The sequence below is a fragment of the Halobacteriovorax sp. CON-3 genome (assembly GCF_043196995.1).
GTDB lineage: Bacteria > Bdellovibrionota > Bacteriovoracia > Bacteriovoracales > Bacteriovoracaceae > Halobacteriovorax_A.
Window position 1 is genome coordinate 548,161 of sequence record NZ_JBEBNA010000002.1, and the last position, 24,001, is coordinate 572,161.

28 protein-coding genes are annotated in these 24,001 nt (G+C 34.9%); 21 read left to right on the forward strand and 7 right to left on the reverse strand.

Annotation, left to right across the window (positions count from 1 at the left end; translation table 11 throughout):
- Positions 1-369: 369 nt before the first annotated feature.
- From ABMA72_RS13285 to ABMA72_RS13300, 4 genes are read left to right on the forward strand one after another with little or no spacing between them, the layout of a single operon-like run.
- Positions 370-1,254 (forward strand): hypothetical protein, encoded by an 885-nt coding sequence (locus ABMA72_RS13285; protein WP_393057437.1) that lies wholly within the window; start codon positions 370-372, stop codon positions 1,252-1,254.
- 1 nt (position 1,255) lies between these two features.
- Positions 1,256-3,022, forward strand: coding sequence for a DEAD/DEAH box helicase (locus tag ABMA72_RS13290; protein WP_393057439.1), 1,767 nt, complete (start codon positions 1,256-1,258; stop codon positions 3,020-3,022).
- Positions 3,023-4,204, forward strand: coding sequence for a hypothetical protein (locus ABMA72_RS13295; RefSeq protein WP_393057440.1), 1,182 nt, complete (start codon positions 3,023-3,025; stop codon positions 4,202-4,204). It abuts the gene before it with no gap.
- Positions 4,205-4,215: 11 nt separating this feature from the next.
- Positions 4,216-4,494 carry a hypothetical protein gene (locus ABMA72_RS13300; RefSeq protein ID WP_393057442.1) on the forward strand — a complete coding sequence of 93 codons (279 nt, stop codon included), beginning with the start codon at positions 4,216-4,218 and terminating at the stop codon, positions 4,492-4,494.
- 8 nt (positions 4,495-4,502) lie between these two features.
- Here the strand turns inward: ABMA72_RS13300 and ABMA72_RS13305 are convergent, their stop codons facing one another.
- Genes ABMA72_RS13305 through dndB form a run of 5 tightly spaced genes read right to left on the reverse strand, consistent with a single transcriptional unit; the run spans position 4,503 to position 10,602 of the window.
- A complete protein-coding gene (locus ABMA72_RS13305) occupies positions 4,503-5,609 on the reverse strand; it encodes a cysteine desulfurase family protein (RefSeq protein ID WP_393057444.1) in 1,107 nt (368 codons plus the stop codon).
- The gene (locus ABMA72_RS13310; RefSeq protein ID WP_393057446.1) at positions 5,606-6,016 is read right to left on the reverse strand and encodes a DndE family protein; all 411 of its coding nucleotides are present in this window, start codon (positions 6,014-6,016) and stop codon (positions 5,606-5,608) included. Before ABMA72_RS13310 ends, ABMA72_RS13305 begins: the two co-directional genes overlap by 4 nt.
- Positions 6,016-8,019, reverse strand: a complete 2,004-nt coding sequence (gene dndD / locus ABMA72_RS13315; RefSeq protein ID WP_393057448.1) for a DNA sulfur modification protein DndD — start codon at positions 8,017-8,019, stop codon at positions 6,016-6,018. Before dndD ends, ABMA72_RS13310 begins: the two co-directional genes overlap by 1 nt.
- Positions 8,016-9,518, reverse strand: a complete 1,503-nt coding sequence (dndC, locus tag ABMA72_RS13320) for a DNA phosphorothioation system sulfurtransferase DndC (protein ID WP_393057450.1) — start codon at positions 9,516-9,518, stop codon at positions 8,016-8,018. The genes dndD and dndC overlap by 4 nt, the downstream gene beginning before the upstream one ends.
- Positions 9,519-9,525: 7 nt before the next feature.
- Complete coding sequence (gene dndB / locus ABMA72_RS13325; protein ID WP_393057452.1) at positions 9,526-10,602, reverse strand: DNA sulfur modification protein DndB; 1,077 nt, start codon at positions 10,600-10,602, stop codon at positions 9,526-9,528.
- A 210-nt stretch (positions 10,603-10,812) separates the two neighbouring features.
- On the opposite strand from dndB, the gene ABMA72_RS13330 reads away from it, so the two are divergent.
- The 10 genes from ABMA72_RS13330 to ABMA72_RS13375 all read left to right on the forward strand — a co-directional run bounded on the left by ABMA72_RS13330 (position 10,813) and on the right by ABMA72_RS13375 (position 17,317).
- Complete coding sequence (locus tag ABMA72_RS13330; RefSeq protein WP_393057454.1) at positions 10,813-11,403, forward strand: hypothetical protein; 591 nt, start codon at positions 10,813-10,815, stop codon at positions 11,401-11,403.
- Complete coding sequence (locus tag ABMA72_RS13335; protein WP_393057456.1) at positions 11,396-12,685, forward strand: DGQHR domain-containing protein; 1,290 nt, start codon at positions 11,396-11,398, stop codon at positions 12,683-12,685. The genes ABMA72_RS13330 and ABMA72_RS13335 overlap by 8 nt, the downstream gene beginning before the upstream one ends.
- A 19-nt stretch (positions 12,686-12,704) precedes the next feature.
- Positions 12,705-13,238, forward strand: coding sequence for a class I SAM-dependent methyltransferase (locus ABMA72_RS13340; RefSeq protein ID WP_393057719.1), 534 nt, complete (start codon positions 12,705-12,707; stop codon positions 13,236-13,238).
- A 180-nt stretch (positions 13,239-13,418) separates the two neighbouring features.
- Positions 13,419-13,727, forward strand: coding sequence for a hypothetical protein (locus tag ABMA72_RS13345; RefSeq protein ID WP_393057458.1), 309 nt, complete (start codon positions 13,419-13,421; stop codon positions 13,725-13,727).
- A 10-nt stretch (positions 13,728-13,737) separates the two neighbouring features.
- Positions 13,738-14,154 (forward strand): hypothetical protein, encoded by a 417-nt coding sequence (locus ABMA72_RS13350; protein ID WP_393057460.1) that lies wholly within the window; start codon positions 13,738-13,740, stop codon positions 14,152-14,154.
- A gap of 148 nt (positions 14,155-14,302) precedes the next feature.
- Positions 14,303-14,671, forward strand: a complete 369-nt coding sequence (locus ABMA72_RS13355; RefSeq protein ID WP_393057462.1) for a thermonuclease family protein — start codon at positions 14,303-14,305, stop codon at positions 14,669-14,671.
- Positions 14,672-14,811: 140 nt separating this feature from the next.
- The gene (locus tag ABMA72_RS13360) at positions 14,812-16,050 is read left to right on the forward strand and encodes a hypothetical protein (protein ID WP_393057464.1); all 1,239 of its coding nucleotides are present in this window, start codon (positions 14,812-14,814) and stop codon (positions 16,048-16,050) included.
- Positions 16,051-16,062: 12 nt separating this feature from the next.
- Positions 16,063-16,527, forward strand: coding sequence for a hypothetical protein (locus tag ABMA72_RS13365; RefSeq protein ID WP_393057466.1), 465 nt, complete (start codon positions 16,063-16,065; stop codon positions 16,525-16,527).
- On the forward strand, positions 16,514-16,897 hold the full coding sequence (locus ABMA72_RS13370) for a hypothetical protein (RefSeq protein WP_393057468.1): 384 nt from the start codon (positions 16,514-16,516) through the stop codon (positions 16,895-16,897). Before ABMA72_RS13365 ends, ABMA72_RS13370 begins: the two co-directional genes overlap by 14 nt.
- A 228-nt stretch (positions 16,898-17,125) precedes the next feature.
- The gene (locus ABMA72_RS13375) at positions 17,126-17,317 is read left to right on the forward strand and encodes a YwbE family protein (protein WP_393057470.1); all 192 of its coding nucleotides are present in this window, start codon (positions 17,126-17,128) and stop codon (positions 17,315-17,317) included.
- A 9-nt stretch (positions 17,318-17,326) separates the two neighbouring features.
- On the opposite strand, the gene ABMA72_RS13380 is transcribed toward ABMA72_RS13375, so the two are convergent.
- Positions 17,327-17,959 carry a metallophosphoesterase family protein gene (locus ABMA72_RS13380; RefSeq protein WP_393057472.1) on the reverse strand — a complete coding sequence of 211 codons (633 nt, stop codon included), beginning with the start codon at positions 17,957-17,959 and terminating at the stop codon, positions 17,327-17,329.
- 129 nt (positions 17,960-18,088) lie between these two features.
- On the opposite strand from ABMA72_RS13380, the gene ABMA72_RS13385 reads away from it, so the two are divergent.
- The 6 genes from ABMA72_RS13385 (at position 18,089) to ABMA72_RS13410 (ending at position 22,931) form a co-directional block, all read left to right on the forward strand.
- A complete protein-coding gene (locus ABMA72_RS13385; RefSeq protein WP_393057474.1) occupies positions 18,089-18,409 on the forward strand; it encodes a hypothetical protein in 321 nt (106 codons plus the stop codon).
- A gap of 3 nt (positions 18,410-18,412) precedes the next feature.
- Entirely contained in the window at positions 18,413-18,949 is a 537-nt protein-coding gene (locus tag ABMA72_RS13390) for a metalloregulator ArsR/SmtB family transcription factor (protein WP_103218350.1), read from the forward strand.
- Between the two features lie 278 nt (positions 18,950-19,227).
- Entirely contained in the window at positions 19,228-20,103 is an 876-nt protein-coding gene (locus ABMA72_RS13395) for a hypothetical protein (protein WP_393057476.1), read from the forward strand.
- A gap of 155 nt (positions 20,104-20,258) precedes the next feature.
- Positions 20,259-21,878, forward strand: coding sequence for a C1 family peptidase (locus tag ABMA72_RS13400; protein ID WP_393057478.1), 1,620 nt, complete (start codon positions 20,259-20,261; stop codon positions 21,876-21,878).
- A 112-nt stretch (positions 21,879-21,990) separates the two neighbouring features.
- Positions 21,991-22,389 carry a hypothetical protein gene (locus ABMA72_RS13405; protein ID WP_393057480.1) on the forward strand — a complete coding sequence of 133 codons (399 nt, stop codon included), beginning with the start codon at positions 21,991-21,993 and terminating at the stop codon, positions 22,387-22,389.
- 14 nt (positions 22,390-22,403) lie between these two features.
- Positions 22,404-22,931, forward strand: a complete 528-nt coding sequence (locus ABMA72_RS13410; protein WP_393057482.1) for an NUDIX hydrolase — start codon at positions 22,404-22,406, stop codon at positions 22,929-22,931.
- Between the two features lie 3 nt (positions 22,932-22,934).
- Here ABMA72_RS13410 and ABMA72_RS13415 read toward each other — a convergent pair whose 3' ends face one another.
- Positions 22,935-23,372 carry a hypothetical protein gene (locus ABMA72_RS13415; protein ID WP_393057484.1) on the reverse strand — a complete coding sequence of 146 codons (438 nt, stop codon included), beginning with the start codon at positions 23,370-23,372 and terminating at the stop codon, positions 22,935-22,937.
- 305 nt (positions 23,373-23,677) lie between these two features.
- Here ABMA72_RS13415 and ABMA72_RS13420 point away from each other — a divergent pair, with 305 nt between their 5' ends.
- Entirely contained in the window at positions 23,678-23,995 is a 318-nt protein-coding gene (locus tag ABMA72_RS13420; RefSeq protein ID WP_392859144.1) for a hypothetical protein, read from the forward strand.
- Positions 23,996-24,001: the final 6 nt, after the last annotated feature.

Genomic DNA, 24,001 nt, shown 5'->3' on the forward strand with positions numbered 1-24,001 from the left:
ATTGGAAGATTTTATGAAGTTATGCCAGTCCTAGGTTGATTGGTTTTTTAAGCTCCTTGTTCTTTCATACTTTTACTGAACTTTGTTGGTTTTATAATTTCATTAAAAGTTCCTGTTTCTTGCATACGTATTATTCATTTTTAGAATTTAAGTCTCAGTTTGATATTTTTTTTAGGGTTGGCTTTAGCCCCTTTTCGTAAATTCGGACAGATAGGGACCTAATGTTTATTTCCTCTAAAGTTTCCTAAGGTGTTAAAATTATTTATGAGTTTACCGAATAGAGTATTAATTAAATTATTTTGTTATGCGGTTTTGGCGTTTTTGTAAAGAACGTATTTCTTCTGTTTTATTAGTATTTCTGTAGGGCTTATGAATTATCGAATTTTCAATTTTCTAAAAAACAAAGACGAAGTCATAGGTTGGTTGAGTGAAAATATAAAAGAAAGAGGTGAGTTGTTTGTAGTGTCTCCTTTTTTCTCTCGTGCAGGTTTAGAGCTTATTGAAAGTCTTCCTCCAGGAAAGATTCTTGTTAGAGGTGATATAAGAGATGTTGAATATGGAAGTTTGTGCTTAGATAGTTTAAAGGCTTTAGTGTCTTTAGGTTGGGAGGTTCGATCTAATAGTAAAACCCATATGAAGCTATTGTATTCTTCTCGTAAAAAGTCCTGTGTTTTGGGTTCGGCAAATTTAACAAGAAGTGGTATCTCTAACAACTTGAGTGGGAATCTTGAGTTGATGTGCTCTATTTCAAATTATGATGTGACAAATGTAGTTGATTTTTTCAATGGATCTAAGAAACTAACTATTGAGATATTAGAAAATTTAGAAATTGATAAAATGGGACGTTTTACAAATTTATCATCACCTGATGGATTTTCGATATTAGATATTCCACAGTCAGAGTCTTTAGAAAAATTGTATGAGAAACTTCAGAGTGGTTTTTTTGATGAAGTCGTAATACATGATATTGAGTTAATGAGATTGAGTATCAATGATTCGTATGAATTAGTAAAAGTAAAGTTCTTGGATCTGAATATAGTGAAGCATTTGTTGAACTTTGTAGGAGCTGGTCAAAAGTTTGGAGTTATAAAGCGATGGTTAAGGGAGAATATTGTCGATGTTCCTACGCCATCAAATGAGGATTATATTTCACAAGTGAATAAACTGTATTCATTGATCGTTGAGTCAAGTAATGAATATGAAGTAAGAGTAGTGCAAAGATATAGTGAATGGTTAATTAAGAAGGAAGCGTAAGATGAAGCCCGATTGGTCATATCAAGAAGTAGCGATTAATAATATTTTTTCAGATTTAAAAGGACCTCTACATAATCACTTGGGCGTGATTGTCCCAACAGGTGGTGGTAAGACTAGAATTGCTCTTATGTCAGCATATAAAGCCTGGAAAAGTCAGAGTTGTAAGATATTATGGATAACTCATCGACATTTCCTAAGGCAACAAGCTGCAGATAGGTTAGAAAATCTATTTAAAGATAATAAAATAGAGGAAAAAGAATTTTTAAGTTCAGTTGACTTTGAGCTAGTTAACAATGTTAAAGATTGTACTTTTGATCAGTATGATTTAATTATTGTAGACGAAGCGCATCGTTCAGCTGCAAACAGTTATGCCTTTTTAAAAAATGTTGATTGTAATGTTTTGTACTTAACGGCGACCCCGAACCGTCCTGACTTGTTACCAATAGGTTTTGAAAAAATAAGTTTTCAGATTACATATAGGGAGCTATTTGATCGTGGTGTAATCATTGAGCCTGAATTTGTTCCATTTGAAATATCTGATTTTTCTTTAACAAAATCTTCTAATAAACAAAAGATTTTCGAGTTTATTCTAAGCAACTTAAATTCTAAAATGAACAAGATGCTGGTCTTAGTAAAAAAAACTGAGGATAGAGATAAGCTTTATACGGAGTTTAAAGAATTCCTTACTATCCGAAAAGAACCTGGCTTAGCAGAGATGGTGTTTATATTAAAGTCTGGAGATAGTGAAAACCAGTCCTTGCTACATGCTCGAGGGGTTGTCTTCTCTACTGATTCATTAGTGAAAGAAGGTTATGACGATAAATCAATTGATGCAATATTTTTAACCTTTCAATCTTCTAGTATAATTAATAAATTACAGTCCGCAGGGAGATGCTTAAGATATTCTGAAGGTAAGACAAGTGCTTATATCATACAGTTCTACAATAATGATGTTGCATACTATTTTGATAATGCTTGGTTAGATGTAGATTTTTCTGATTATTTAAAGCCTGAGGTTAAAGTCTTGGATCTTGAAAATATTGAGGAGTATATCTCTAAGTATAGGATCGTGAACTCCGGTTTTAATCTTCAAGATTGTTGCTTGGGTGATACACTTGTTATGTATGGGATTTCATACCATGGTGATAGGGATAATTTTGAACAGCTGGCTGAGTGGGGAGTAATTAACTTCAAGCCAAAGAATAAAATAATTTTGAAAAAAATTTTTAATGATATCGCATTTGAAAAAGAAACAATTAAGAATATTGAAGTATATATAGAGAGGTTGCTTGAAGTCTTTGATGGACAGAGTATTTCAAGGAAGTTTTTGTATGATTTAATTATAAGTTGTAACTACGCTTTTGAAGAAGTCCATAATAAGAAAAAGTTCTTTTCGAGGCCATTGAGCTGTTCTTCAACATACTTGAAAATATTCAATTTACGAGAATCTAGTTCAAATAGACTTGATTCATTTTTGAGAGATGTTGTAAACCCTGAAGAGGTAAGATCACTCTTTTTGAATGAAAAAGGTCTAGTTTTATTTAAGCTACCTCTTTTTAATAATAAGTTTAAAGCATATATAATTAGTGAATTTGAATTTAAAGTTATAAAGGAAAAGTTTAAGAATGCTAACAATGATACCAATAATGTAAATATATTAGAAAAGTCAAACGTTTCACTTCCTTATTCTGCCATCTGGGGAATTAATATCTTAACAATGGACGAGCTTAGTAAGGGACTCATATTTAATAATGAAGGAGAGATTTAAGTGATGAGAATAAATGACCATATAGAGGAAATTGTTGTAGATTTCGATTCGTTGTATTTGGATATAAATAACCCTCGGTTTGGAAGTAAAAAGAAAAAGGGGTACGAGGATAATAGGGTTCTTTTTGATTTAGGTGAGCAGGGGAAGACTCTAGAACTTCTTAATAAAAATAAGTTTTTGAAACAAGATTTAAAAAACTCAATACTTAGCTTAGGTTGGTACCCGGATAGTAAACCTATTGTATGGAAACATCCAAAAGAGAAAGGGAAATATGTTGTTTTAGAAGGGAATTGTCGAATCGGTACTTTGAAGAAAATTAGGGAAGAGTTTACTCGAATGAATGATGAGAGTGATGCTTTTGAAAACTACAAAAGTGTTATTTCAGATACATCAAAAATAGAAGTAAAATTGTTAAAAGAAGATGATATTGTTGAGATGGCAAAGAAAATGGCACATATTCTATCGGTTAGACATATCTCTGGTGCCGTTGCTTGGTCTCCTCATGCTAGAAACGTCTATATTGTTGAAAGTTACTTTAGTCATGGTGGAGATCGGAATAAAATAGATATGGATACTGTTCGTGTAGTTGCATCTCTTTTTGGCGTTAGCACAAGGAGTGCCAGATCTAGTATTCAAAATGCATTAATTTTCGAAGACTTTAAAAGTCGTTATTCCCATATGTTAAAGGATGGTACAAAGTTTGATGTTCGTGATCAGCAATTTATAGAGCAAATCTCATCAAGCGTATTTTTACGAGACAGGTTTAGTCTTGATAAGCTGGATGTTAAATTTGATGATGATGCAGCTTTAATGCTTTTTAATGGTAGTTTTTTAAAAGGAAGAGGAGATGAGGAAAGAGAGCTGAATATCTTCCCAACAGCTAAGTCTTGGGTGGTTTGGAAGAAGCTTGTTGATTACGATGCTAAGCCAACTACTTCAACTTCATTTGCAACTGATATAAATTTGTTAGAGCCAGAGGAGTCAAGACGAATTTTCGATATCGAACAAGATATGATAGCTCATAAGAATGGTGTAATGCCTACAGAGATTATTGACAAGTTAATCGAAGAATTAGGCCGGATTGACTTAGACACAATGATTACTAAATCTGATCATTTAAAATCTTCTTTGAAAACTCTTAGCGAGAGAATTAAAAACCTGAGTGCAAAAATTAGTAAGTAATAGGGGGAGAGATGAAAAGTTTAAAAGGAGATAAGTTAGGTGTCGAAATTAATAGTATACAAGTCCTGTCGACAAAAATAACTAAGAAATCACGAGGAGAGTATTCTTGTTTTAAAGGTTGTCTCATTAGCATTGGGGATACATTTTTAAGAATAAGGTCCTTATCTGGTGGATGTATGTCCCCTGATGTATACATTGATCTTGGGCTATGTAGTAAATGCCTTGAAAAGGTTAAGACAATAGTCGTAGATGTAGATCTCATTGATATTGATGATTTAATTAAAATTTGATTTAAGTTTTATTGTGTGGATTGAATTAGACGACTTAAGTTGAGACTTATAAATGATCTAAAAGATGATTTACATTGTTCCTCCGTAATATTCATTGAGCGCAATACATGACTAGGAGAGTAGTCCTTACTCGTACAAGCTGACCCATTACTCAAGCAGTAATCCTTCATTCTTAACATAAGTGCTTCAGAGTTGACTCCGTCAATTCTGAAGTTAACTGTTGTTGCGAGTTTTTTATCTATTGACCCATTTATATGAATATTAGGATATTTTGCAATCTCTTCTTCGATCTCATTTGCTAACTTTATACGCTTTTCAATTTCTTTCTTATTAAGAAACTTTTTGCGTGTCAGTTTTGCTGCTTCCGCAAAACCTACGATTAATGGAGTGGCAAGTGTTCCTGAACGAAGCCCTGTTTCATGGCCTCCTCCAAAGATAATAGGAGAGAGGACCTTACGTGCTTTTCGACCATTGATGAAAAGTGCACCAATACCTTTTGGCCCATAGACCTTATGTCCAGAGGCTGTGTAGTAGTCAATGCTGTCTTCAAGGTCGAGGTCTAGTTTACAAAAACCTTGCGCACCATCAACGTGCATTAAGGCACCTGCTTCTTTTGCTATTTCTGCAACTTCTTTGATTGGTTGAACAGTTCCTAGCTCATTATTAACATGCATAAGTGAAACGAGTCCTGTGTTATCATCGATGACATCGCGAAATTTTTCAGGATCGATATATCCATTAGTTTCAGGCTTAACATAGATTATTTCAAAGCCTTCCTCTTCTTTAAGGTGGCTACAAGGATCAAGCACAGCTTTATGTTCAAACATTGAAGTGACGATTTTCGTTTTACCGATTTTTTTAAGGTGTTTCTTAAGTCCAAGAATTACCATATTATTTGCTTCTGTAGCACCTGAAGTAAAAATACAGTATTTAGAGTCTAGGTTAAAGATAGCTGCTAGTTGTTTTCTTGCAGATTCAACTGCAGCGGAAGCTTCTCTTCCCATCTCATGTGTACGTGAAGCTGGATTTGCAAACTTTTCCGTAAAGTAAGGAAGCATCACTTCCATAACTTCTGGAAGAACAGGTGTTGTGGCATTGTCATCAAGGTAGATCATAAATTTTGTTCTTTAACTAAGTCTAGTAAGTCCTCTTGTCCTTTAATGCGGTTACTAAGCTTAACTATTCCTCTATTTGTGTGAGCGGCTAAGTAAGACGTTAACTGCTTAGGGCCTAATTCATCTGTTATTTCTGATTTTCTAGAATCAGTTGGTTTTGTGTAGAGGCCGTATTCTTCAAGTAGAGTCATGTATGTATAGTAATCATCACCAAAGAATGTTGTTTTATTAAAGTCCATTCCATCTTCTTGGTAATACTCTTTCTGAGGCGGCATTTCATCAGCGAGACTGTACATTAGACCCATTCTGGCTATAGAATAAAGAGGTCCTGACTTTAGCTTTGCTTTTAGCTGCTTCATTTTATCTGTAGCTTCTTTTGAAACTTTAATTCTATTTGAAATATTCATTATGCTTTACCTTCATTGAATAAATATCCGCCACCAACATTAGAGTTTTTGTCATCGATACTAAAGTCAATACAGTAAGTATGAGAAATGTCGTTCTTCATTCTTGTGTAATATTCTTCGTCAATCTCTGTGTCTGTAGAAAGAATAACTACCTGATGACTTGCATTAGGGAAGAAGTTCTTAATTAGGTTATCTCTGTGTTCAGAGTCTAGTCTGCCTAGTGGTGTATCAATTACCATTGGAAGAGATTGCCCTGAAAGGTTTGATAAGGCCCAAAGAACAGATGTTGCATAGACTTGTTTTTCACCAGCTGAAAGTTTATCGACAGGAATTACTCTTTGCTGATTATCAAACATCGTAACATCGAAAGTTTCAGCATTGATATTAACACGCGAAATAAACCCATTCTTACGGTGGATTTGTCTGTAGCAATTGAGAATTTCATCTTCAAGGTTTGCTACTTTGATTTTTGTTAATCGGTCTTCAAATTTCTTTAAAACACTAACTACTTGATCAATCTTTTCGTAATTTAATGATTGATCTTCTGATCGATCAATTCGATCATGAACTTTTTGAAGATTTTTTTGAAGTATTTTGAGCTCATTCTCTCTTTGATTCTTCTCTTTTAGAATCAATTCTTGGTCTTTACTTTTTTGGCCTAAAATAAGGTTTTGCTCATTGATCTGTTCATGAATTGAAATAATGACATCATCATTAGCTGCTGCTTCAATTTTCTTTTGTATTGTATCTAAGCTTCTGTGAATACCTTCTAACTTGTCAAAGTCTTTTAAGAACTTTTCAAGGTGATTATTTGATAATCGAGCTTTTACTTCTCTTAACTCAATAGGGCCAATATTGTATTTGCTCTCGATGTTGGATTCACTTTCCCAACTTGCTAGGAAACCAGAAACTTTATTATAAATTTCTTCATCTTTAGATTTATCAATCTTACTTTCTTTAAGGATCTTTTTTAACTTCTTTTCTAGCTCTGCCTTCTTGTTCATTAGTACTTTTTGTGAAGATTGAATTTCTTTTGCTTGAACTTCTTCTTCTACATTTTCTAGTACTCGTTTTACTAAGTTTGGAGCGAGAAGGAAAGGAGTTAGTTCTCCACAGTCTGAACCAATTTCTAGATTAACTTGATTCACATTTGCCTTAAGTCGTCCTTCTTCACTTTTTAAGTGATCTCTTTCTTCGTAGAATTCACCACCTGTTTCTTTTAGCTTCTTTTCTAAAGATTCAATTTTTCTTTTAACTGATCCTACTTTAGTCGTTGCCTCTCCGTATGAGTAAGTTAGTTTCTGAAGCTCTTTTTGAATTCTTTTAATATCATTATTAGTTTGAGCAATAATGTTTTTTGATACTTTATCTGCACCTTGCTCAATATGCCTCTTATAGATATTTCTTAAGTCTCTTGAAAGAGTAGGGATAATTGCTAGATTAAGTAATGCCTTGATTGATTTTTCAAGTTCTGCATTATTTGCTTCAGCTAGGCCCTGAATTTTTTCACCATCAAAGAAGAATAGATCAATTACGCCTTGAGGGATTACTTCTTCAATAAAGTCTTCCCAAAACTCTTCATCTAGCTCAATGAGGACATTATCTTGGTATATAGTGAATTCTTCTTTTACTGTATTTCCTTCTCTATACCATTCACGAGTAAGGTCGTACTTATATTCTTTGGCAAGTGTTGGGTCGATATTGTCTCTATATAGAGAAAACGTCATTTTAATCATGACAGTTTCATCTTCAGGTGTGTACCAGTTTATTCTTGAGTCAAGGTACTCTAGGTATTCCTTTTGAGAAACTTTTCCTTCAAGTGACTTCTTTCCATATAAACAAAGTTTGATAGCTTCAAACATTGTTGATTTACCGGCACCGTTTTTCCCACCAATAAGAATAACTGGACGAGTTTTGTTATATTTAGTTTCAGGAGTAAGGTCTAGTTCATTTCTACCGCTGTAGATCCCGAAGTTTTGAAGTTCTAATGTGTTAATAATCATTGCTGAACTCCTTCAAAAGATACGCCTCTTCTTTCTAGCTTTTCCTTTCTTGCTTTCAGAATCTCTTCTTTTGTACGCCATTCTTCTTTGATGACATTTTCTAAAGAGTGAAGAGCCTTAGTTCTTCGTTTAAGGCCATCATATGATCTTGCTGTCTCGAGAAGCTTTGCAACCATATTCGTTTCAATGCCTTCTTCAGCGCAAATCTCATCGAGTAGGGCGTAGTCGCTACCTGTAAATCCTCCTCCTTTTGCATTGGATAGAGGGTAAGGCTTGGCCATTACTTCTTCATAGATTTTTACAACACTATCTTCCCAGTCTTGTTGTTCCGATTTCCAAAGTTTTCTAATTTCTTCAATTTCAGGAAGTGAGATCAGTTCAAAATATTCTTGAGTTGGGTTTTCTTCATTAACTTTTTTCTCCGTAATAAGGAGTTCTTTGAAGAATTTTTTTAAATATTCAAATTTATATGGACCGTAGCTCATTTCAACAGAAGTACTTTCTTTTTCTCTTTGCATTCCGTCTTTTGTTTTTACTGTCTTAGTTGTTTTCCAATCAACACGTCCATTTCTTCGTTTGTGTGAACGATACTTTTCTTTGTTCTTTTGAGTTTTTGCAAGAGTATCTCTAAAGTCTAGAAGTGGCTCAAGCCAGTCTTCTCCATTTTCAACCATTGCTGTTAAGGCCTTGTCTTCTGTTACAACGGTACATGTCCAACATCCAAATCGAGAGTTACCACATGAGTTTGTAGAAGCATCAATGACAAGAGGACATTCTCCTGCGTTAGCTGAGCGATATAGCGCAAGAAGAGAGTTGTTATCGAATCCCCATGGTGATTCATTTTGTAATAAGAAAGTCCAAACATCATCTGTAGTAAAGTCTTTAATTACTGGGTAAACAAATGCTCCAGATAAAGAGTTGTGTCTATTTAATAATGAATCTGGATTGTATTTATCTTTATTCTTTTCAATTGTTTGAGCTCTACTTGCTGATTCATCACTACGAACGCCGAGAACCATTATTACTTCACCATAGCGTGAAACTTGCTCAGAGATAAACCTATTTGCAGGTTTAATCTTCATACGATCCGTACACCATCTAAATTGTTGTGATGGGGCAGGATAGCCACGACCTAGAAGATTTACCCAAAAAGTATTTGCAGTATTTGGTTCTACTTTTACACACTGAAAAGGAAGTCCATCCTTTTTAGCTGACTCTTGGATCATATCTAGTGTTATATCAATATGGTTTACAATGGCCGGAGTCTCAACTTTTGTGTCTGATGATAGGATATAGACAGTCTTATTCAATTGATCATGACTAAGCTCACTAAGGGCTGAGTAAACTAATTGAGTTGTTGCTGTAGAGTCTTTGCCTCCAGAATATCCAATAACCCAAGGTGTTTTATTATGAAGATAAAGTGACTTGATCTCTTCCTTATATTCTTCAAGTGTTCTGCCACCAAAAGTGTTTAGTAGATTAGATTGTATATTCCCCATATCGCCTCTATTGTATTGTGTTTGAAGTATAGCTTATATCTTCTTTGTTAAGTGGTACTTTCAATTGTTCTTTAATAATTATTGAAGTTCGACGAACACTGTCTGTAGATTTAGATACTCTACCATTAATAAGAGCTGAACCTTCCCAAAGCTGAGTATTACTTCTAGACCAGTTAATTTTAGAAAGATTTTTAAGGTATTTTTTCCAATCCTTTGGGTAGCGCCTCATTAAGTCTTTTCCAACTTCTCCAAGAGCTTGTAGTGCAACTCCATGTGCATGAATACATTCTTCTCTTAAGTCAGAAGTGTTGACTTTTCTAAGTTTGGCATCATTCCAGTCAGGCATATTGTGTGTCACATTTGTCCAAAACTCTAGCGCCCTGTCTTTGTCTTTCTGCGTTAGTGTGGTGTCTTTCTTCTTTTTGGATAGTAAAACTTTAGTCGCATTGTGTACAGCTGAAAGCGTGAAAAGCTTTGTAGATCTGTTACTTATCGAGGACTTCTCTTTTTCAGTTAAACCATTAAAAATTTCAACGCTCTCAATCAATTCACGAGTAAGTGAGCTCATTGGGTCACGGTGGTCATAGAGGATTCCTATAGAGTTAGTAGGTCTTATGGCGTGACGATTTAGGTCTGAAAATATCTGTTGGGAGCGTCTTAAGCCCTCATCAACAAACATAACTACTGAAATTGATTCATTTCCAAGTTCTGGCCTTTCTTTCAAGGCTTCTTCAATAGCAGCGCGTCTATGTTGCCCATCGTTAATAATGAAGCGGCAGTCCATCGAGATAGATAGATTTCCAATATTAGGATTGTCATCTGAAACAGAGTCGAATTTGTACTCTGAGTCAATTGATGCTGTAATGGAAGAGAAAGTGTAGTTTGTTGGGTTGTTAACGAGATAATCTCTCATCTCAGGTATTCTAGATTTATTTAAAACGCGCTGCGCACGTAATTCTGGCCTTAGTTCTTCGTCTGTGAATGTAAATAGTTTTGATACTAATCTTAATGGACACATAACCGTAAAGAATTCACGGCCTGATTGGACTCCCCTGATTGCAGGGAATTTGAAAGAATGTAGCATAGATATTTCCTTGTTAAATTTTAACTTCCGTGTGTTTGCTTTTAACTTCCTGTTATTTGAACGTAGTGAAAAAGTTAAGTCAACTAAAATGATCGTTAATTTATTTATTTACAAGGTGGAAATGAGTAGAATTATGGGTTTGTCAAAAACTGAAACGTTGAGAACAAAATACCGGTTATTTATATTGGTTTAATTTATTACAATTTAATTATGAATACAGAAAAAATTGAAGTTTATTGTTTCCGCTGCATTTTGGTGGGAGGGTTATTATTTTTATCTATTTTTATTGTTGGTTATTACTCAAATTTTGAGCACTATCCAAATCTTGTTAATTATATTGGACATACCATCAAGGATTGCTCTTTCAGCGAAATTAGCTGTTTAATCAAAGTCGAGAACGTTGGTCTCTTCTCGTCTCTTTCAAAAATTGGAAAAGATTCAATAGGTGTTGCTTCATTGCTATTTTCAATCTTAGTGATAGTTTTAGCTTATAAAGGTTTATCTAACTTTAAGGAGTTACAAAATGCTATCTCAACTAAGGTTATTAATGACGAAGAATTTATAAAAAAAGTAATTAGAGAGCTTGATGCAGAAGTCATTGCTTCTTATAAAACTGAATTTAAAAAACACTTCGAGTATGTTCTTGATGACTATGCAATGAAGTCTCGTATGACTATGTGGCCAGAGATATCAAATAAATTAGAAAGTAAGTTAGATGAACTTATAGAGAATAAAATACAACAACAAGTTTCAACATCTAGAGATAATGCTGGTTTTTCTGAGGATGAGATAGATGAGTAGAACAAGATTAGATTTAATAGAAAATAGTGAGTTATATGTCTTAGTCACAAATGTTAAAAGTTTACTTGAGAAAGTTACTGTTACATCTAGAAAAGAGTTTTATGAGGAGTACTCTTTTGACAAGGATTTTGAAAATTTTGAAGACGGGAACAACTATAACTTTCAAAGAGAGTTAAATCAAAAGAAAGTAAAAGAAATAGCTCGATTCGTTGAAAACAGTTTAAAAAGCCGAGCTGCCGAAGAATATTCACCTGTTATCTTCCCGACGCCTATTATCCTTGGTTATATGGAAGATAATGAAAACATTCTTTCTCTTGAGAGAAATATTGATTTAAGTGATTTTGAAAATGCTTCGTTGTTTATTGTTGATGGTCAGCATCGTTTGTTTGGTATAAAAAAAGCTCTGGCGGAATTAGAAGAGTCGAATATCGATCTTTATAGAAATTTATGTGACTTAGAAATAGTTTCGTTTGTTTATGTAAAAGATCTACAATCCTATGCCAGAATGTTTGCAGAGGTAAACTTTAAGGTTACTAAAGTAAATAAATCAATGTATTACGAGATTTTTGGTAATTTTTTCAATGAAATTGAGTTCTCTGACTTACAGTTTTGTACCACAATAATAAACTTTCTCAATAACAAGAATGAAAATCTACAGGGGAATATAGCACGCTTGAAAACTGAGACTGACAAGATTAGTCAGTCGCTATTGGTTGAAGGTTTGATTAAGATCGTTTCGAAATATCGAAACATGCCAGGACCATTATACTATTTTTATAATGATAGAGTTATAAATGGTAAAGACTCTAAAGGCCTTAAGGTTGTTGGACAATTTATAAATAATTTTTTTGATTTATTTTTTACAATTTATAATTTCAATGAAATAAAACATAAAGGCCATGTTGTAAGCGCTTTATTAAACGTCCTCTACGATAGTGTATGTATTAAAACAATATTATTAGGAAGAAGAATTGATAATGAGAACAGCCTGGAGAGTCTTCTTGAGGACTTTATTAATATCTTTCATAATGACTACCTTTTAAGAGAAAATGACTTTAATACTATTGCAAGTAATAGTAGTACTTCTAGAGGATACTATTTTAGAATAATGTATGATGTTTTAAATTATTATAGTAGAGAATTGTCGATTCAAGGAATTGATGAATTAACAAATAATATAGATATAAACAGATTAAATGAATATAAGCTTTCAAAAGAAGAAAAGAGATATTTTAGAAATGTACTGAAGGATATACATAAATCTTACAAGTTATTACTATGACAAGAACAACCAAGAATTCATCGATTCAACACTTGATCTCGATCTTACAAGCCTATATGAACCTTTCTTAAAAGAAGTAAAGTCAGGTGGAGCTATTCTCGATATCGGCTGTGGACCAGGTCGTGATTTGAAGTATTTTGTCGATCACGGATATAAGACAGAGGGAGTGGAGCCGAGCTCGAAGCTTGCAGGCTTTGCTCGTGAGCATAGTGGTTGTGTCGTACATGAAGGCTTACTTCAAGAAGTGAGTATAGAAGGAAATTTTGATGGAATCTGGGCATGCGCTTCTCTTTTGCACGTGCCATCAAGTGAACTTAAGGATGTCTTTTCAAAAATTGCAGATCTTATGAGTGAAGATACTGTTTTCTATTGTTCTTTCAAGTATGGAGAGTTTGAAGGTGAGCGCAATGGGCGCTTCTTTAATGATCAGACCCTTGAGACGATTAAAGAGTTCTTACCTCAGGGGCTTAGGATCTCAAAGGATTGGGTTACTGAAGATAAGAGGCCTGATCGTGATGAGAGGTGGCTTAATCTTCTTCTGACTAAGCACTAACTTTAGTTTAAGCTCATTATTTTAGATACTTATCATTTAAACTATAATATTCTCATAAGTTATTGATTTCGTTCAACTTTTTCTACTTGTTGTCGATTAATAATTAATACGATTTAACTTGGTTAAGCTGTGTGAACGAAAAAGCACATAGTACCATTGTTATAGGGAAAAGAATATTTTATGAAAACACCTATCCACGCAATCAATAGATTCAAAAAACGTATCGGTCATGAGATTACAGAGTCTGAATTACAAGAGTTAAATGAATTAATCATTAATGATGATGAATGCGTTGAGCTTGTAAAGTGGCGCCGTGGAAACGACATATCAGTATATAGGATAAAGTGGAAGGGACTCGAGTTTTATGCAATATACTTTCTCACTGAGTATAGAATAATAAGCTTTAGAAATATTGAAGATGAAGTTCACGAGGACTTAGGTGAGTATTGGCGTGAGCATGATATGCAGAAGCTTTGGGATAAGAAATAGGGGGTAGGTTATGAAATTAGTAAAAGCATTCGCGCGAACATGTATTAGTAGTCTCTATAGCTTAATGGCAGACGATGACGCGAGCTTGAGTGATTTTAATTTCCAGTTAGATGTACCAAAAATTATAGCAGGCAGTGAAAAAGGGATGACAATTACATTTCCTGGAGGAGTTATCTCTGGATTGAGTAATGTACCTGAGCCGCTTTCGCGAATTGTTTCCGTATATGAAAGGTATTTTGCTGGATATGCAAAGAAACATAATATTGATTATTCAGAGGACATTGATTATATGAAATTTGAATTTATAAAAACGAAGAAGGTTCCTAGTTTGTATGATGTAGGTGCTGTTGATTCATATTTCGATATCTATGTGGAAGCAAAGCTTAAGACAGGTGAGGAGTGTTCTTTTACTTACAATAAACTGTAATTAGCACTTTAAACTTTTTATCAAAATATCCGATAGGTTATGTATGAAATACATAACCCTCACATTTCTAATCTCAATCTTCCAACTAACAACATACGCAGCATCAGACTGCACCCACGACGCCAAGAACTTTCGCTGTGTTAAGTATGTGAAGAACTACGACGCGGACACGGTGACATTTGATATTCCAAATGTGCATCCGCTGATCGGAAGTCGAATCAATGTGCGAGTGAGTGGGGTGGATACGCCGGAGATTCGAACAAAGAATGCGTGCGAGAAGAGTAAGGGGCGAGATGCGAAGAGGATTGTGACGAATCTTTTAAAGCACGCCAAGCGCATAGATTTAGAGAATGTGCAAAGAGGGAAGTACTTTCGCGTGGTGGCCGATGTGAAAATTGATGGCCTGTCGCTGTCATACTATCTTCTTAAAAATGGCCTTGCCTATGCTTATGATGGCGGCACGAAGAAGAAGGTGGATTGGTGTAAGACGAATCGCGAGATTGCGTCGGAGAATTAGGATCCTGTCACGCATCCCCAAAAGTATCCAGGAAACATTTTGTAAAGGCTCATAATTGAATAAAACCATTTCACATTGGAAATATTTCGCTTTTGAATTGTGATCCCTATAAGTTGTCGAAAACTTAATAGGGAGACTAAATGAAATCACTAATACTAATCATAGCAGGGATAATTCTTAATAGCTCGTTCGCGCTGACCACTACCACTAATTCATGTTTATCAAATGAGTGCCTAAAAGAGAGGGCCACAAGCTTTAAGGCATTTCTTAAGAGTGAAGAAGCCTTCACAAATGAGTATAGTAAGAAATTTCCAAATAAAATGCTTCAAAAACTGACGAATAATCTTATCAGTGAAATTGCCACTGACTTTAGAGATGGAAGTGTGGAACGCCAAACAGCTTTAGGTCAGTTCAAGGCCAATATCAAAGAAAATGGAATTCACAATGGACTCCTAAATCCTGCAATCGTTTTTATGGATATGTATGCCTCGATGGGGATGAGTGATAAGGTTTTAGGGGTAGCAAATATTGTTAATACTTTAAATCCAAGTGTCGGTGATGAACTTGAAAAGACTTTTGGAATCGAAATAGATCGCGATTATGACCTTGATGCTGTAAAGATTGATCATGATAAAGAATCTCCATTTGGCGGTCCTCGTATGGGGAATTTTGAAAATGACTTTGGAGATGAAAGTGAAACTCCTGAGACGGGTGGGGTTGATGGCCTTGCTCCGAGAATGGGGGATTCTCAATTTGGTGTGAATGAAGGGGAGATGGTTAGTCCGATTCTTGCTAATAAGTTGGAGCAGGATAAGAACAATAATGGATTTGTTTATTCACTTAGTCCTACTCAGGAAGAATCTTTAGGCTGTCTGAAAAAGTGTGCTGTAGGAGGAGTTCTTGGTAGTCTCGCTGGAATAATCTTTCTTAAAAGTCCTGTAGCTGGAGTTGGAATAGGTTCAGGTATTGGGACTCGTTGTGTTTATAGTTGTACAAATGAGCTTAAAGATAAATTAGAACAAAAGAAGAAAGATAAGCCACGAGTATCACAACCTAGTGATATTGATAATCCAAGAGGTGGTGGCGGTAAACCAGATACTCCTGAGGTTGATGATGTTGTCCCACCTAAGAAAGCTGATGATGTCGAAAACCCTGAAAAACCAAAAGATAATATTAAACCAGTAGATGTTCCTAGCGATAGCAGTGCATGTGGAGAGCAAGCTAAATGCGAAGAAGAGGGAAGCTCATTGCAGGTACAGAGGGAGAAACAATTTGATGAGACAATCTTCAATGAATCTCACATAAATACAAATTTTAATAGTAAACTAAGATTAAACGATTTAGTTATAAACTTTGGATATCCATCTTTTGAATTTTAATTGAGGAATGAAATGATGAAAAATATAAAAAAGATAAATATCTTAATTTACTGTTCGCTCCTAATTCCTGCTGTGTTTGTGTTTTTAACAAGTCAAGGTGATGCTCTCATTTTTGATGTTTTATTTACTGTCGTAGCACTTTTATATATTGAAGTTGTAGTCCTTGGAATTTGGGGCAAGGTAAATCAGATATTAAGAGTAGAAAGGGATTTTAAAAAGATAAGTGTTAACCAAGTTGATTCTCCATATAGTCTCGCCCAATATCTAGCTCCTGTAAGTGAATGGATTGGCGCCATTGGAATAGGATATCTAGTATTTTCATTAAATTTGATTGGAGGCATTGAAGGAGAAGTTGAGTTTCATCAGATGATGCTTCATTCTGTTGCTAAGGGGGTTGTCTCTGGAGCAATCTTTGTTGTTCTTATGAAAGTTGTATTTCTTTATTTAAAGCGAAGAGCGAAAAATGAAAAAAATTAATATTATATGTTTAATCTCTTCTTTCGGGCTTGGTGTTTCTGAAACATATGGAGTTTCTAATAATGATACCGTTACAATACTAAGCACAGGCTTTGCTTATGCAATGGTTACGGGACTTGGGATCTATGCTTTTTACTGCTTTCTCCAAAATTGTGACAAGGTTAGAAGAGGTGAAGGACACGATTACCTAGCACATACTTTTGGCTTTTCTACGATTATGATGCTTTGCCTTTATAATTACCTCACAGAGGGGAGGTCATATTACCACGCGCTTGCTACAGCTTTCTTGTATACGGTTTTTTTTAGCTCGATTTATATGATAGTAATTGAAGCGATTTATAAGTTTTTAAAGAAAGATAATGAAGAATAAAAAAATGTTCCAGATGTCTTTGTTTAAAATGAACGTGCGAGTGTCCTAGCATTTGGTTGAAGGCTACTTTCATTATGAAGCAAAAGATCAATTCGATGAGATGATCATTAAATTATCTAATGTAGAGATGAGCAACATTCCTAAGTCTTATATTGCCTTGGTGATGTCGCTTTTGTAGAGTGACCAAATGAGGAATATAAAAACCTAGACCATTTATAAAGGAATAACATGGAAGGCAACGTAAGAGACCATATCGAAATAGGCGAGCGAGTCCGTATCGTCTTAAAGAAAGATCAGCGAACAGGAAACCTTACTGAAGGTGTTGTTAAGGATATTCTAACGAAGTCAGATTATCACCCACACGGTATCAAGGTTCGTCTTGAAAGCGGTGAGGTTGGGCGCGTAAAAGAGATTCTTTAGTATCTCTTGTTAGCTTAGCTCCAACGTAATCGGCGCATTCTTATACTTGTAACTCTCATCCAAGCTACAAGAGTTTACAAATATGATTCCACCAAAAATATCAGTACCGTAACCTTCGTGGATATGGCCAAAGGCGTGCACGCGAGGCTGTACTCGTTGGATAGTTTTGAGCAGGTCTGTGCATCCGACACGTTCACCATTTGCACATAAGTCCATAACAGCGCGAGGTGGCCCGTGGGTGAGGAGGATGTCAGTATCATTTGGGATTAAGTCCCAATGTTTTTGAATCTCAGGACCTCGGTGTCTGTTAAATGCCCAGTCATGAAACCATGGTTGAATTGGTGAGCCCCAGATTTTAAATCCTTCAATTTCAATACCTGAATCATTTAAGTAGATGATGCCGTTTTCTTTTAAAATTGCTTCGGCCTCTTCCTTTCTTTCATCATCAAAGCAGAAGTCGTGGTTGCCAGCGATAACGATCTTGTGTTTGAAATCAAGGCCAGCTACAAAATCTGCAAATTCTCTCGTATCTTCCAGCGAGCCACGGCGTGTGAAGTCTCCTGTGTGAAAGAGGATATCCCCTGATTCGAAGGGAACTTCGCTATGCCGATTATGGGTATCTGAGAAGAAAGTTAGTTTCATTTAGGTATAATAGCATATGTTTTAATATACTGGCCTTAAATCTAATTTGATAAATATCAAAATAAATATTGACCTTTCTATTTCTTGAATCTATTTTGACAAGCATCAAAATAGATTCAGGAGGTAAAAATGAATTTTTTAGATGAATTGAAAGAACTTTCAAAGCAGGCATCGAACCTTTCAAGAGGAAAAATCGATATCAACGTTGAAAGAAAGATTAGAGAGAATGTTTTTGAAATTATGGAAGAGCTTTACGGAAATGCTACGACTACTAATTTCATCAAGACGACAAAACTTATGTACCGTGATTGGTCACAGAGCTATAGCGAAGACATAAGATTTGGCCGTGATGAAGATGCAGACAAGGCGATGGTTAAGCTTAGTACATTTGAGTGGATCGTATCTCTTCCATCTGTGCAAGAAATGCGCACATCCCTTGGCGAAGGTTAAGAGATGAGTCTTGCGAATGTATTTAAAGTTTTAGGTGATGAGGCGAGATTAAGTATTATCAGAAGCCTGGCAGAGAAAGATCTCTATGCAGAAGTTCTTGCAGAAAGACTTTCTCTGTCTCCTGGAACGATTACGCATCACTTGAAAAAGCTTGAAGCTGTAGGACTTATTAAGTCGCGTAAGGAGCAGTACTACAAAGTCTTCTCACTACAAAAGAAGATGCTTGATAAGAATATCCTAAGTTCAATTTTAGAGGTTTCAATTTCAAACGAAGATGAAAATGAAGTTCAATATGAACAGAAGATCATCAAGTCTTTCTTTAAAAATGGTGTGCTTAAGTCGATCCCTGTACAGCGAAAAAAACGACTCGTTATTTTAAAGCATCTCTTGCAAGAATTTAAAAAGGGCCGTGATTACACAGAAGCTGAAGTTAACGAAAGGATTGAAAAGTATAACGAAGACTTTTGTACAATTAGACGTGAGTTTATTGCAGAGAAGCTAATGGAGAGAAAGGCCGGCATCTACCGCGTAAAAGCTTAATGCTGGCCGTATCTTGAAAAGTCTCCACAAACCCACACGAAGAAAGTAACTTAAAAATTTTAAAAAGTTTCGAAAGGTGTTTCGATAAACCCTATAAAGAAGCATGTAATTCAAACTGTGGAATTTAGGTACATGTCGTTTTCTGTAGTAATTTCAGTATTTGCATCAACAATTTAAGTTAGTTATATTCTATAGCTTGTTTTATCCATAAGATCCTAAATTTATTTGTTTTTATGTCATAATATGACGAATAGTAAGGCAAACATAGGAGCTACGTCTTGAAGTTTATTTTTTGTTTTCTATTCATTCTTTTCACATTGAACTCTTCTGCAGGGTCTTCCTTACCTAAGAATATTTTTATCACTACAAATGATTACGCAGGAAAACCAATTCTAACAATGAGGGATGAAATGTTAGAAGGGGATCTGGAAAAAGAGATTGTTGCATATTTAGAAAAAGAACAGGGTCTAAAGCAAGATGATCTTCGTAAACCCTTTACTATTTCAGAGGAGTTAACAAATAAGGTCTTACAAAAGTTTGGAATTAGTAAAGACGATTCATTATATATTTACCATACAAATGATGGGCACACTTCTTCTCATAAAATAAGTGAACTAGGTAAAATGAAAGTTCAGTATTTCTATGAACTAAGAAAGTATATTGTCTCTAATCTCGGATTCTCTTTAGAGGGAATTGTAAAACGTAGTAGTGCTCCAAGTATTGCTTATTTTGGAAAGGAGAACTTATTCTTAGAGAAAGAGTTTAAAGCTGTTTCTTGGAGTGAGGGGACTAAAGATATGCTTGAGTTAGAAAAACCTTCAAATAAAGCGTTAACGATAAAAGAGGAAAAGTTTAAATCATTTGTTACAAAAGATCTTCGCATTGATATGACGGATATAATTTATGATGGCGATTATGTTTTTAGATATGGTTTAAGAGTTTCTCGTGATGGAGTTGATTTTTACGACTTTGATGCGGGGAAGGATTATACGTCTCGTCCGAGTTATATCTATGTCGGGAAGTTATTTAAAAATAGCTCAATTGTAGCTTTTATCGACTCAATGAGCTTGAGTAAGTGTGCTAGCATTATTTATGTGGATGACATGGACGAGTTAGATCAAATTGAATTAAGGTGTCAGGCACAGGAGTGTTAATGATTTATACACTCAAAATTTATTCAACACTTTTCCTAACCAACAACCCATAACTAGCTGATTATCCACACCTCAAAAGCCCACTTCTTTGCAAAAGCTGGCTTCAGTCTTGCTGTATCTAATTACTGATACAACTCTTTTTAAAGTTTGGAATTATGAAGCACTCATTATTTTTATTCACAATTTTGGTCTTGCAGTTATCTCTTTGCAATTTAGCAATAGCGAGTGAGTCTGTAATTCCGGCTTCACTGGATTTAAGTAGCATTCAGTCTTCAGTTAAAAATCAAGGAAATCGAGGGGCATGTACATTCTTTAGTGCTACCTCTTTATTAGAAAGTGAAATCATCAAACAACATAATATTGAGATAAATATCTCAGAACAATTTATGATTTATGCTACCAAGAACTATGCTCGTTATGGAGAATTAGAAGAAGGCTCTAGTGTCATTAGGAATCTTTATGCAGCAAGAAAGTATGGGATCACTTTTGAGCAGGATCTACCTTACCAGCAAAGCTGGTTCTCCCCAGGCATGCCATGCTCAGAAGACGCCTCTGTTAGATCATCTGGTTATGAATGCTACCACCATAATAGCGTTGTCGATAAAAATAGAATTATCTCATTAGGTAATAATTTAGAAATCACTGATATAGACGATTATGAAAATCAAAGATCTGATCTAATTATTTCATACCTCGCTAAAAATAAACGGCCAGTATCTGTTAATATCGTAATTAACGATGACATCATGCTTAGTTCGAAAAATGGAGAAATCAAATATAATACGAGGCTAAGAGATGAATGCAATATTTCTAATCATTGTTTTGCTCACTCCATCGTCATTACAGGTTATAACCTAAAAGATAAAACTTTTAAGTTCAAAAATAGCTATGGAAAAAGCTGGGGAAGTAATGGGTATGGAACAATTTCCTTTGAGTATATTAATAAACTCTATGGGGCCCCTGAAATTATGGCCGTCGAGCTAAAGAAGAAATTGAAGCTTATTAAGCCGAAAGTTCCAGCAACTATATCTCCTAAGGTATCAGTGAAGTCAGATATTGATTTTGCTGGTAGTGACATAAATATAAAAATCAATGGAAGGGTAGAGTACTTACCAAAAACACAGTTTAAAATTCAGTTTGCAATTGTAAGGATTGATGATGCTGGTGAACCAAAAATAGTCTCACTAGATAATAGCTTTATTAACTTGTATCAATATGCAACAACCGATGATTCGGGAAGCCTAGATTTAGATGAAATTAAAGAAGTGAGTTTTAAAAACGTAAGACATAAACTCACGAAGCTAAATGAAGAGCTCTACCTATTCACTCTAGTTAATAAAGTAAGTGATAAAGAAGATGAAAATATTGACTATACCTTTAATAAGCTCACTTTTCCCGCTTATGTAGAAACATTCAAAGACTGTTCTGAAGCATCAAAAACAGGCCCTAATCCTGACAAGCAAAAATGTTTTGATAAGTTTAAGGGCAGCTACACGCTCCAAGAGTGTCTATCTCATGCAACGCTTTTTGATATTATCTATATGGATAAGGTTGCTAGTTGCTTTAAAGAGCTTAAGGGGCAATCTAACTTTTCTCATTGTAGTAGTCTCATTAGATCGATTCCTAAGAGCATGGACAAGTACACTCAACTTGAAAATTGCAAGGACATTTATGAGGACGAATACACCGTATACGAGTGTAAGAGTGCTGCAAGATTAATGACTGATAGCTACTATAGGGATCAACAGCTAACGAAATGTGAGCTAGGATTTTAAGAAGGGCCGCGTTAAGGAAATTCTAGATTAATACGTATTAATTTGATTTTATAGTTTTTGCGATATACCCTAGGGGGGTATATGTAATATCATGCTACCCATAGGAGAAATTATGAAATTATTTATAGCTTTAATATTATCTTTAAACGTTTTTTGCCATGAGTTAGAATATCAAAATTACCTAAGTCTTCAGAAGTCATTAGTTGAGGGTGATTTAAATAAGGCCTTAAAGTCTTGGAAAACGATGTGTTCGAAAGAACTAGGTCACTATGCTAAAGATTATAAATACGGTGACTGTGATAAGAATATAAAAAGTGTCAGCGCTTTAAGAGATTCATTTAAACTTCTTTCTGAAATTTACATCAAGAATGGTAAGTCACTTGAAAATAGCGATCTTAAAATCGTTAAATGTCCAATGGCAAAGGCCCGTTGGATTCAAAAAGGATCTTCTGTTAAGAATCCATATTACGGAAAGAAGATGTTTACTTGTGGTGAAGTGGTCCAAAATTAGGAAGTTCTAGATTAATGAGAATGATAAAGAGTACTATTCATCCAGATATTGGACCAAGGGAATCGATTGAAGAAAAGAGTGTCTTCAAACGTCTTGCTACAAGGGCCATTGCTCTAAATGGTGAGATGATTCTCATGCTCTATACTGAAAGGTATGATGACTATAGTCTTCCTGGAGGGGGTCTTGATAGCGGTGAAGATATCAAGGCCGGGATGATTCGTGAGCTAAAAGAAGAAACTGGCGCTCAAAATATTCGAGAGATCAAAGAGTTTGGTATCTATGAAGAATTTAGGCCATGGTATAAACCAGACTTCGATATCCAGCATATGATTTCATACTGTTTTACTTGTTTTGTGGATTACGACTTAGGCCAAACGCAGCTAGAACATTATGAAGTGAATAATGGTATGAAACCAAAGTGGATAAATATCCACGATGCAATTGCTCACAATGAACAGACCATTGCCTCAAGTGAGAAGAAAGGCATGTCCATTGAACGTGAGACTTATCTTTTAAAGCTTATACGTGAAGAGTTCTTATAAGTACTAAAGATTAATACAATCGTAAGTATCAAAAGTCTTTGACTCAATATCGTAAAGGTATAGCGCTTCAGAATACTTCTTTGTGTAAGCAGCGTATAGTCCACCTGATTGTGGATTTCCACAGTAGTAGCGCGTGTCATGTTCAAGTCGATAAAGAGCAGTAGAAGCTGAACTATATTTTTCAACATCTTTTTGTGCTTTTAGGTAGGCACCTTGAACTTCATCGTAGAATGGAAGTTCTGGTGTGAATTCAACACATCTGTATTCTTTGAGATTTCTCAAGTCAGTGTTATCAATATAGTAGTAAAGTTTAGAATCTTGTTTGAAATAGATCTTAATGTGAGACTCGTGTTTCCCGCAGTAAAGGGCACCATCTCTTGGGCGGGCCGTGGCAGTGAAAGAGACAGCTAGTAGTAATAGAATGATATTTAATAATTTCATAAAATTGCCTTTGAATAATCTTTTTTTAATATATATACCAAATTGATTAGGTTTAGTTAGAGAGTGTACTTTTGACAATATTTGACACCTCTATCTTGCTAATTTTCCGTAGGTAAAGTTTTTCTTAAGTTCTATCTTGCTCAATTTGTAGCATACCTGTTTCATAGCCTAGTTAAGAGTAGCTTAAACTCTAAATCTAAAGATATTCTAAAGAGTTGAATTTCTCTATGAATTTGCACTCATTGACAATGATATTTAGTGAAACGTATTGAGGCTCCATACGATTAATTTTAAAGGAGATTCTCATGAAAAAGTTTATGATGCTTTTGGCATTCGTTATTGTTGGTACTTTATCTAATGCTCAAGCATATGTTAATGCAAATGCTAATTGCTGGGTCAATGGTGGAGGACAAGCTGTTTGTGAAGTTTGTAACCATTACTATAGCAGACCTATTTATTGTAATATGAATATGCGTGGTATGACTGCGTATGGTGCATGGATGACTGCATTCCAAAATGGTTATGTAATGCCAGGTCAGTGTATCAATGGATTTGTGAGAGCGAATAATCCATATGTTGATCCTCTAGTTGATGCTAACGTTAATTTTAACTGTCGTTTCTAGGTATAG